12 protein-coding genes are annotated in these 10,150 nt (G+C 64.1%); all 12 read right to left on the bottom strand.

The features are described from left to right. Positions 1-21 precede the first annotated feature (21 nt). The 12 genes from AAHB08_RS00880 to AAHB08_RS00825 all read right to left on the bottom strand — a co-directional run bounded on the left by AAHB08_RS00880 (position 22) and on the right by AAHB08_RS00825 (position 10,149). Positions 22-771, bottom strand: a complete 750-nt coding sequence (locus tag AAHB08_RS00880; RefSeq protein ID WP_342057825.1) for a phage tail tube protein — start codon at positions 769-771, stop codon at positions 22-24. Continuing rightward, entirely contained in the window at positions 768-1,205 is a 438-nt protein-coding gene (locus AAHB08_RS00875) for a phage tail terminator protein (RefSeq protein ID WP_342057824.1), read from the bottom strand. Before AAHB08_RS00875 ends, AAHB08_RS00880 begins: the two co-directional genes overlap by 4 nt. Then, complete coding sequence (locus tag AAHB08_RS00870) at positions 1,202-1,618, bottom strand: gp436 family protein (protein WP_342057823.1); 417 nt, start codon at positions 1,616-1,618, stop codon at positions 1,202-1,204. The genes AAHB08_RS00875 and AAHB08_RS00870 overlap by 4 nt, the downstream gene beginning before the upstream one ends. Continuing rightward, positions 1,615-1,926, bottom strand: a complete 312-nt coding sequence (locus AAHB08_RS00865) for an HI1506-related protein (protein ID WP_342057822.1) — start codon at positions 1,924-1,926, stop codon at positions 1,615-1,617. The genes AAHB08_RS00870 and AAHB08_RS00865 overlap by 4 nt, the downstream gene beginning before the upstream one ends. Positions 1,927-2,030: 104 nt before the next feature. After that, positions 2,031-2,939, bottom strand: a complete 909-nt coding sequence (locus AAHB08_RS00860; RefSeq protein ID WP_342057821.1) for a Mu-like prophage major head subunit gpT family protein — start codon at positions 2,937-2,939, stop codon at positions 2,031-2,033. Positions 2,940-2,995: 56 nt separating this feature from the next. Next, a complete protein-coding gene (locus AAHB08_RS00855; RefSeq protein ID WP_342057820.1) occupies positions 2,996-4,138 on the bottom strand; it encodes a phage protease in 1,143 nt (380 codons plus the stop codon). A gap of 202 nt (positions 4,139-4,340) precedes the next feature. Further along, on the bottom strand, positions 4,341-4,787 hold the full coding sequence (locus AAHB08_RS00850) for a phage virion morphogenesis protein (protein WP_342057819.1): 447 nt from the start codon (positions 4,785-4,787) through the stop codon (positions 4,341-4,343). After that, positions 4,787-4,987 (bottom strand): hypothetical protein, encoded by a 201-nt coding sequence (locus AAHB08_RS00845; RefSeq protein WP_069652681.1) that lies wholly within the window; start codon positions 4,985-4,987, stop codon positions 4,787-4,789. The genes AAHB08_RS00850 and AAHB08_RS00845 overlap by 1 nt, the downstream gene beginning before the upstream one ends. After that, a complete protein-coding gene (locus AAHB08_RS00840) occupies positions 4,984-6,459 on the bottom strand; it encodes a phage head morphogenesis protein (protein ID WP_342057818.1) in 1,476 nt (491 codons plus the stop codon). Before AAHB08_RS00840 ends, AAHB08_RS00845 begins: the two co-directional genes overlap by 4 nt. Next, a complete protein-coding gene (locus AAHB08_RS00835) occupies positions 6,459-8,030 on the bottom strand; it encodes a DUF935 domain-containing protein (RefSeq protein WP_342057817.1) in 1,572 nt (523 codons plus the stop codon). The genes AAHB08_RS00840 and AAHB08_RS00835 overlap by 1 nt, the downstream gene beginning before the upstream one ends. Beyond that, positions 8,030-9,574: a hypothetical protein gene (locus tag AAHB08_RS00830; RefSeq protein WP_342057816.1), complete on the bottom strand. Its 1,545-nt coding sequence runs from the start codon at positions 9,572-9,574 to the stop codon at positions 8,030-8,032. The genes AAHB08_RS00835 and AAHB08_RS00830 overlap by 1 nt, the downstream gene beginning before the upstream one ends. Next, positions 9,574-10,149, bottom strand: coding sequence for a DUF3486 family protein (locus AAHB08_RS00825; RefSeq protein ID WP_323583739.1), 576 nt, complete (start codon positions 10,147-10,149; stop codon positions 9,574-9,576). The genes AAHB08_RS00830 and AAHB08_RS00825 overlap by 1 nt, the downstream gene beginning before the upstream one ends. Position 10,150: the final 1 nt, after the last annotated feature.

The following is a 10,150-nucleotide window of genomic DNA, read 5'->3' as shown; positions in this document are numbered from 1 at the left end:
GCCGTTTCTATTTCCCCATCATCACACCGTCTCCGGTCGATCCACATAGAAAGGCGCAGTCTCACCATCCAGGGCAAGCAGCTCCCCTTCCAGCTCGATCTCGATGGGCTTGTCGCTGAGGAAGTCCACCGCCTTCTTGGGGGCCAGCGAGGCGCGGGGCACCGTCAGGATGATGGACTCCCCACCGATCACGCTGCGTCCATCCAGGGTGAGTTTCGCCTTCACCTCCGGCTGCACGTTGCCGGCAATGCGCGAACCGGTGACGGCGTTATAGCTGGCGCTGACGGTCACGGGGCCGCCATCGGCCACCGCACCTGTCTTGGTGGCCCGCAGCAGCCCCAGGGCATAGTTGATCTCGAAGTCGGTACCGAGCACCAAGGAGGTGGCACCTTCCTTCACCACCAGGCCGGTGGCCGAGAGGTTGGTCTTGCCGAGCGACAACCATTTCGGATGGGCGGGCAGGGTCAGCGGCACCTCGGTCAGCGTCCCAGCCCCCTGGTTGATGGGGCTCTCCAGCCCCATAAAGGCGGCGGCCAGCAGCACCGGCGGGATCTCGCTGGTCTTGATGGTGACCGTGGCCGGCTTGGGCACGAAATAGGTCTCCCGCGCCTGACCCAGCTTGCCTTTGCGCTTGCTCGGGATGCTGATCTTATCGCTGTCCGGTTTGACCTCCAGGCTGTTGACGTCCACCGGGCCAATCACCCCGTTCGAGACGTTGTTGGTGAAGGTCTCGATATAGAGATCCCCTTCCAGGTGCAGTGTTTCGCTCATGACCGTTCTCCCTTGAATTTCACTGTCGTCTTGAAGGCAAGGGGCAGATAGACCACCCCACCCTTGTAACTCGGCTTGACCGGTGCGCTTTCACGCCGAAAGGTACTGTCACCGCAGGCCCGACCGGCCACAGCCTGCAACATGCGCCCCAACCACACCCCGGCGCTGACCTCCTTGGGGGTGGCACGGTGCACCAACACCAGCAGCCAAACCTGATCGAACGCGCTTTGCCGCCCGCTTTGGGTGGTCTCGTTCTCTCGTTCCCCCTGGTAAATCACATGAATGGCCGGGGTGTGCTGCCCCAGGTTGGCCATCGCCTCCAGATCGGTGGCCACAAACACCTCCTTGAGCCCCTGGGCTTTCAAGGGCAGCAGCAGCTCGCGCAGCCGCTCCCCCGCCGCCAGGTAGTCAAGTTCAGGCGTGGGCCCGTTCATAGGAAGCCCCCACTGCCCCGGCCAAAGACCCGGCCATCGGACTGCAGTTGGGCCAGGTTCTGGCTCTCCACCTGCTCCCCGTCAGCCGCCAGCCCCAGCGCCAGCTCCCCCTTGCCCACCGACTTGAGGAAGGCCAGGGCCGCCTCATTGCGCTTGGCTATCTGCTCCGGCGCCTGTTCGCCATAGAGGCGGTGACGGGCGATATCGGCGCAGATGGGCACCAGGGCGCTCGGGACATGGGCCAGCGGCAACGGGTAGCGCCCCGCCAGGTAGCCGTCGATCAAGGCGCCGGCGTCCTGCAGTGCGATGGTGATGGCCGCGCTATCCAGCTCGCCGGCCGGGTTCATGGCCAGGCGCAACAGCTCCGCCTCGCCAAAGCGGATCACCATGTCGTTGACGCTGGCGTAGCTCATTTGCCTTTGCCCTTGCTGCTGACGGGTGCTACCGCAGGCTCTGCCGCATCAGGGGCCGGGCTCAGGCCGCCCACTGCTGCGTCCAGATCCCGGTCCGTCTGCGGTGTATCAGCCGGCGCGAGGGCGACGCCTTCAAGCAGCAGGCGAGTGACCACCAGGCGCGGATCGGCCTCCAGGGTCTCGCACTGCACAGACGACACATCCAGCTCAGACTTGCCAGGTGCAATCGCCAGGCCCGCGCGAAAATAGACCTGACGAACCGTTGATGTGATGCCAACTCGAATAGCCTGTTCCATCTCGTGTTCCATCTCATGTTTCCCTCTGTCTCGTTCAATCCAGGATCCGGTTTAAACGGGGGTTAAACGCCCACACTGCGCTCGTTTAACCTCGCCGTTAAACAGCTCGGTGTCGCTTACAGGTAGTCAGCCACCACCAGTTCCAGCTTGCCCTTGAGCTCGTTGCTGGAGCTCTCGGAGAGCTCGCGCTCCAGCATCTGGGTCGCTAGCTTCTCAAGCGACGCCGGCACCACCAGCAGGGTCGGCTTGATGCCGAGCTTACGGCCGCCATCCGCCTCGAAGGCACGCATCCTGGAGAAGGCATCCCACAAGTTGTCAGGGGTCAGCGCCCGCTTGTTGGCAAAGGCCAGTTGCCAGAAGCCGAAGCCTGCGGCATCGCGGCAGTCCACCCCGTAGCGGAACTCCTTGCGGGTGAACACCGCCTCGTCGTCGATCTTGGTCATGGCGATCAGCTGCGGGGCCTTGCGATCCTGGAAAATCACAGGCTTGAGGGCGCGGCTGGTGTCGAGCAGGAACCAGGGCTCGCCACTGTAGCCAGCATCCACCACCAGGTTGGCCACCAGCGCCGGGGAGCCAGTGCCATCGACCTTGGGGTAGACCGGGTGATCGGTATCGAAGAAATACTGGGCGTCGTAGCAAGGGGTCGTGAAGCCAGCGCCGAGCAGGCCGAAACAAAGCTCGTCAGGATGTACCCCGGCCGAACGCCCCATCTCGGCAAACAGTGGGGCGTAGATGCCCAGCTCGTCGTCCTCGATATCGTTGCGATCGACCCCCACGGTGGCTTCGAAGTCTTCGTTGACGATCTGGTAACCGTGCGCCTTCATCGACTCGATCACCCGATCCCCTATCCACTTGCGCAGGGACGGGAACTTGCCGAGCCAGCCATAGGTGTTGGACTTGGTGGTTGATTTGATCACGGTGGCGATCTTGGTGTACTGACTCGGCGCCTCGCTCTTGGCGTCTTCAAAGTTCTTCTTGAAGCCGGTGAAGAGGGCCGTCAGCAGTGCGGGTGTAACAATGGCCATGGTCTATTCCTTCTCTGGTTAAATGGAACTACCTTCGCGTGAAACGGGGGGCTTGCTCAGTCCTTGGCCTTGGCAAAGTCCTCGTGGCTGATGCCGAGCTGGTCGGCGGCGTACTTGTCCTCGGCCGAGAGCACGGCCTCGCCTGATCGAGCCGGCAGGGTGACGGCGGCGGTCTGGCTCGCCGTGAGCGCGGCGATGGCCGGGCGCGGCTCCAGCAGCGCCTTGAGGGCGGCCACCCCCTTCTGAGCGGCGTAGGCGGTCAGGTACTCCTCTTCGGCCGCCACCACCTTGCCCGCGGTGCGGGCCTCCTTGATGAGGGTCGCGGCGTCGGTGGTGTCCACCTGGGCGGTCAATGCCGCCACCTGGGTGACCAGGGCGTTATAGGTCGCCACCGGCACGAATTGCGCCAGGTCAACCTGGCCACCCGGCTGCGCCTTGAGCGCGGCCAGCGAGGCCTTTTCAGCCGAGAGCGCAGCCTCCAGCTCCGGCGCCTTCTTGGCACTGGCCTGCAGGCTGTCGAGCTCGGTGAGCGCCTTCTGCAGTTGCTCGTCGGTCGGGTCACCGGTCAGCTCGATACCGAGCTTGGCCAGCAGCTTTTTCAGCAGTTCATTCATGGGAGTCTCCTTGTGTACCGCATGGGCGGGGGTGGCCGGCTGGCCGGGTTGAATCAGTTGGGCACTCAAGGCCGCCAGCGCCTGCATACCCACCACCCCGGGGTCGTTGGTGATGGCAGTCATGCGCAGCTCCAGGGGGCGGCCCTGAGCGTCATAGGGGAAGACGGCAGACAGGAAGCGATACTCTTTGGCAGCGACCAGGGCAGCGGCCCGCTCGGTCCAGCGAGGCTTGATAAAGAGGCCTTGGCCCTCGCGCCACTCAATTTCGTCGCCGTTGTACCAACCGGCCGCCGGGGCTTCCTTGCCCGTCTTTTCGACATTGAGGGTCTGGTGGTCGTAGTCGATCAGGATGTCTTGACCGAGCGCCTTGGCCCGGTTGATCAGGGTGGTGGCGATGGTCTTGTCGAGCTGCCAGTGGCCACCAGGCACATCGAAGGGGCGGCCATCACGGGCCTTGAAGGGGCCGACCGGCAGCAGTTGATACCAGCCATCCTCTTGCTGGGTCAGCTGCGCATCGAGCACGGCCAATCCCAGGGTGGTGGGTCTGGCATTCAAGATGGCCACGGCAATAGCAGATGGGGGCATCACTCTCACTCCGGCTGGACACAGCAAAAATCACTGGTGCCAGTGTCAGGGAGGAGAGCGAGGGGTGGGGTTTATGGTGGGTTACTGCAACAGCAGGGGGTGCCGGTACTGTTTAATGGTGTTTAAACACCGTGTTGCTGTGCGAAGAGTGGACGGGCCATGTCATCGCACCGGCCCTATCCCCGTAAACGCACTCAGAGGCTTAGGGCGCGTCCGCCGTCAGATAGCCTTCCAGCGTCTCCAGCACGCTCTGCTGGTCTGCTTCTGACAGCCCCAGATAGGGGCGCTCGGGCAGATTGATCTCGGGACGGCCAAACTGGTGGGCGGCACCGTATTCTAGCGGGGTGCCGAAGTAGAGGGTCTGGGGATCGGCCTGATAGTTGAGGGTGTCGCGCAGATCGTCGTTGAGGCGCAGCACCTCGTCGGCATGGCGTGGCTTGCGGGCGCGGTACTTGTCCGAGAGGGGGGCCCAGGGCTCCCCTTCCGGGGTCTCCTGCGCATCCCAGCGATCCCGGTGGGAGAGCGCCAGCCCCTCACCTATATCCGCCAGGGGCTCGCTCAAGTCGCCGGTGCGCTGATAGAGCCGGACCAGCAGCTCATGGGCATCGGCCACCCCGTGGTGGCTGATGGCGATAAAGCTGCCCGCCATCAGATCTCATCCTCAAAGGTGGTCATAAAGTGCAGGGCCTCCTCATCGGCCGACAACATAGCGGCCTCCCAGAGATCCCCCAACATATCCGCCTCTTCGCCCCGGGCTTGTTCGCACAAAGCATCCAGCGCCTTGGCCTGTGCCAGGGTAAAGGGGCCATCTTCTGCCAGCAGGGCGCTGGCTTGCTCCAACAGGGTCATCCTTTCTCTCCTTTGCGGCTGGCGGTCGTGGCCTGGGCCAGCATGGCCTCCACCCGTTTGGCCAGTTCGGGGAAATGCGCCACCATGGCATCCCTCGCCAAGACCCAGGCGGCAAACGCCTCGGCGGCGGCTTCCATCCTGGTCTTGCCGGCATACTCCGTCAGCAGCCCCACTCCCGTCAGGTCAGGCTCCCCGGCCCAGAAGTGAACCTGGTGACCGAGTTCGTGCAACCAGGTTGAGAGCCGCTGGGCTGATTCTCCCTGCTGGCCGCCGACGTTGGCGGAGATGCTCCAGTGACGGCGCAGTGACTCGCCGCTGGTGCCCCTTGGCTGCCACTGACGGGGCCCGGTGTTGGCATGGGCATCGGTCACCACCTCGGCCGCCGCCGCTTGCACCGCCTGCATATTCACCGCTTTGAGTGTATCACCCGCCTTGACCTTGATAACCAGATGGCCCCAGTTTTTAGCCGTAAAGCCATTGGTCGCGCTGGCACGGCGCGAGTGATAGAAGGCCCGCACCAGGTAAGGGTCTGCGCCCAGGTACTCGGCAATGGCCGGCGCGACCTTGAGCCCCGCAGCCCCCTTCCCCATCTCGGTTTGCTTGATAAACAGGGTCTTGACCGGGTGCGCCTTGAGGAAGGCCGCCAAGGGCTCGCGCTGGGGTGCGGGTAGCTGGGCCAGCAGATCGCTGACCCCCTGCGCCGTCACCCCCTTGGCCGTCGAAAACGCGCTCTCCACCATCCGTTCCGGCAGGCGCTCGGCCAGCGCGGGTTTCGCCGCCTCCCGCTTGGCCACGGCCTCGGTCAGGGCGGCCGGGGTCTTCGGCCGGTAGTCAAAACCGGGGTCGATGCCACGGGGGATCCTGTGTATCTCCCCGGTCGCCTTGTCCACCCACTCATAATCGCCGTCATCCGGTGCCTGGCCCACCATCAACCCCCGACGCTTGAGATCCGCCTCGGAGAGCAGGAACTTCTTGCACTTGCAGCCATAGCCGTTGCTGGGGCTGTGAGTATCCCACCAGGGATGGTCCACCGGCAGCACCAGGTTGTTCCACTTGAGGTGCAGTTCCCTGGGGTGCTCGGAGTCGCCGTGGCGATAGAGCGCATAGGGGCGCTTGTGCTTGATGCGCTCAATCTGGTCATCACGCCCGGCGTTGTAGCTCTGGCGCAGGTTGGTCTCGAAGATGACGCGAGAGCGCCAGGAGGCTGGGCCGGTGTGCTCCCAACCGTGGCGAGCCACGATCTCCTTGAACGCCTTCTGAAACGCACCGAGGGATTGCCCCTCGCTGATCGCCTTGTCCACCGCGCCGCGCAGGTCCGCCAGCAAGTCCGTCTTGGTCGCCCCCGCCACCATAAAGGCGCGGTTATGGGCATCCCGCCACACATCGGCCCAGCGCTCACTCGGCATATCGAGCTTCTGGCGGAAGAAGGCGATCGCCTCCTTGAACGGCAGACTGCCGTAACGAACGGGCATCAGTTGCCCTCCTCCATCTCCAGCATGCCGAGCAGTTCGCTGGCGGCGATGGCCTGGGCCAGCAGGGCCCCCAGCTCGTCATGACTGAGGTTGGGTTCCAGCGCCAGCAAGCCATCCCGGATCTCCTCCAGGGTGGTGGCCTGCATCACCAGTGCCTGGACGGCATCTGTCATGCTGGCAAGCAACGGGGCAACCTCCGCTTGCAGGCGGGCAAGCTGGGCGTCGTTGTTATCACCCTGGACAGGGGACTTTGCCGCCAGCGCCGCCAACCCTTGCGCCCTGAGAGCCGCCTCCCCGGCCCCTGCCTGCTTATCGACGATGACCAGCACCTCTTCCCCTTCCTTGGGCGCAGGGATCTGCAGTTTGTCCCGCACCCACTGCGCCGGGATCTGCATCCCCATGCCCACCAGGGCCCGCAGCGGATAGGCCAGATCGCGCATGTCCTCTGGCTCGGTCACGTCAAACTCCAGGCGCGGGCAGCGGTGCGGCCCCTGGAAGCTCTTGCCGTTCAAGGCAAACAGCGGATAGACCAGATCCCGGGTCAGGGTCGCGGCGAGCTGGCGAAGGTCCGCATCCCGCACCTCCTGGCGCACCTCGTTATGCACGTTGCCGAGCGCATTGGTCGAGCTCTTGCCGTCGGCCTGGCTGGTCAAGGTGCCCCCCAGGATGGCTTTGCTCATGGAGCGCTCGCACCAGTCCATCATCACAACAAAGGGATCGGCCTGGCCATTGGCCGCGTTCTGGAACTCGATCTCCATCCCCCGGGGGATGATGCCGCCCGCATTGTGGCCGATGGAGAGCACCGCCTGCAGCAGGGTCGCCTTCTCCTTCTCGGTGGCCCCTTCCGGGTATTTGCCCAGACGCACCGGCAAGCCATAGATCTCCAGGAACTCGGCCAAATCCCGCACGCTGTAGTTCTTGAACAGGAAGGGCCAGACCAGGGTGCGGATAAGGCCGGTGCGGGCCAGATAGCCGGATTTCGACTTGGCCTTGTGCATGATCCAGCCGAACGGATTGAGGGCAGCCCCCTCCTTGCTGCCGTCCCGCAGCCGTAACTGGTTCCAGTCATCCGGGTGGGTCTGGAACCAGGCGGGATCGCGCCAGACGATGCCCTTGGGGAGCTGCAGCCCCTCCACCATTTCCCAGCCGCTGAACTCCTGGGCACTGAACCCCTTGAGCACCGCATCGGTGGCGTCAAAGATGGCATCATCCAACCAGGTGAAGTCCTCCAGCAGCTCGCGGATCATCTCGCAGTCGCGCTGCTCGGCGGGGGTCGCATTGCGGGGCGGCTCTATGGTCCAGCTCACCCCGAGCAGGGACCGGCGCCGTTTGCCGAGCTCGCTCTGCAGGTGGGCGTCCTTCTCCTCCATGTCTTCGGCCAGCTCGCACTGGGCGATGAGGCTCCCCTCCTCCGCCTCTTTCAGCGCTGCTGCAGCCTTGCCCGGAGTGAGCCCCACCGTGGGGTGCTCGCTGTAGTGACGACGCAGTTGGGCCAGCTTGGCGTCGTTCTCGGTCTGCGGCTCCTTCTGCAGGCGCAGCGAGTTGCCATGAATGTCGATGAGTCCGGTCATTACCAACCCCCTCTCTCATATCGGTGATAGTCGTCGTTGCGGTCGCGCCCGTGTTTACCTGGTAAGGGGGTGAACTCGATGGCGCCCCCCTCCATCCAACTGGCTCGCACGGCCATGGCCAACGCCACCGCAAAGTCGCCGTGGCGCTGCTGGCCGCCTTGGCCGGTGTTCTTGCCCTTGTCGATCTTGGGCACCCCGTTGATGACCTGGATCTTGCCGAGGTCGTCCTGCACGTCCGCATGGCGCGGGATCACCAGGTTGTCGTCCTCGAACTCGGCCTTGAGCTTGGGCATCCACTCCCGGTACCAAGGGTCGCTCAGCATCACGCACTCGATCATGCTGGCGCCCCAGCGCAGCCGGGCAGCTTCAGCCAGATAGCCGCCGTTGCCGGTGGCATCGAAGGCCGCCGCCGTGAAGCGGTGTAGCCCCTGCAGCAGGTAGAACAGGATCTGGCGCTGGGTCTCATAGGGGGCATTGACCAGCTCAACCACGAAGGGCACGGTCTTGCGCAGGCTGGTCGCGATGGAAAGCGGGACAAACACCGAGAGATCCCCCTTGCGGGCGAAGTCCTCCCCCAGTACATGGCGGCAGGTGTGATCGAGTGCCTCCAGGCAGGGCTTGAGATTCTCCTCGCACCAGAGCTCCGCCACCGCCTTGCGGGTCTCCTCGCTTTGCAGCTCGAAGTCCTTGGGCGCCGTGAAGCGCAAGATGGGGATATCCGGCTGCATGGCCCGCTCTATCAGGGTGCGCTTGATGTAGACGCCGCTGCTTTGCTTGGGTACGCAGAAATACTCTTCCAGTGCGTCCTCTTCGGTGGCTGTGTCCTTGAGCAAGCCCGCCTTCCAAGCATCCTCTGCCTCTTGGGACCAGGACATACCTTTGACCTGGCAAATGCGGCGATAGAGCCCTTGGCGGCAGGCGTCATCGAGTGTGATGGTGTGGATGGAGTAGCGTTTCTTGCCCGCCCGGCTGTCGTTGATGAGCTGGTTAAACAGGTTATCGACGCCGTTATGGGTGCTGATAAGGCGCACCTTGGCGCCCCACATGGTCAGCGCCAGCGCCGCTTTCAGCACCTCGGCCAATCGGTCGTGGAAGGCGGCCTCGTCGATGGTCACATTACCCTGCATCCCCCGCAGGTTGGAGGGGTTGCTGGAGAGCGCCTGCACCTTGAAGCCCGAGGCGAAATAGACCACGAAGGTGAGGATCGCCTTGTCCTCGTCGTCGGTGAACACCTCCTCCTGGATCTCACCGGCAGCCTTATTGAACGCCTTGGCCCACATGGCTACGGCGTCGATAAACTCGCGGGCCATCTCCTTGTTGCTGCCCACATAGAAGTGATGGCCACCGCCAGCCGCCTTGGCCTTGGAGGCCGTCAGGGTAGCGTCGGCCGCCTCCGCCCAGGTGATACCGGTTCGGCGGCTCTTCTCGGCGATTTTGAGTGGCCTCTCGTCGGCAATCCAAATCTTCTGATACGGCAGCAGCACCTCGTCGGGGCTGTATTCGATACCGAGTGTCTGGGCCAACTGTTGGGCGATCGTGCTCATCAGGCGATCCCTAGGATTTCACGGCGGATAGCGGCGGCAGCTTCGCCACTCAGCCCGGCCTGGGTGACGATGGCCTCGGTCTTGGCAGCCACCTCCTCGGCAAACGCCTGGCGGATCTCCTTCTCCCGCTTGTGGCTCTGCATGGCCGTGGATTCAAGGCGCTGCGCCGCCAGCATGGCGTTTTTCAGCATGTCGATATCCACCGCCTCCTCCGGGTTCTGCACCTGGGCCAGCATCGCCTTGAACAACTGGGAGCGGCCCAGTTCCAGGATGAGCTTGGTGGTCTCCCCCATCGGCTTGTCACCAAGCTGGGAGGTCAGTGCCGCTGTAGTCTCCCGCAAGTCCCGCAGGTGCTGGCCCACCTGCTCCACCTGGCTGGCGTGGCGACTCAAGCCCGAGCGGGAGATCTTGAGGTCATCGGGTAACCCCGCCCCCTCGATAAGGCCGTTGATCTCGTCCAGGATGGCGGCCTGGCTGTTGGCCCGATCCCGCAGCATGGCGTTGAGGGCATCGCGGATAGTCTCGGGCAGCAGCCAGATCTTGTTGGGGCGGCCCCGGGTCGGTTTCTCGGCCATG

Origin of the sequence: Aeromonas sp. OTU364, from assembly GCF_038440395.1 — a bacterium.
Lineage (GTDB): Bacteria > Pseudomonadota > Gammaproteobacteria > Enterobacterales > Aeromonadaceae > Aeromonas.
This window is presented reverse-complemented; position numbering and strand designations above follow the sequence as displayed.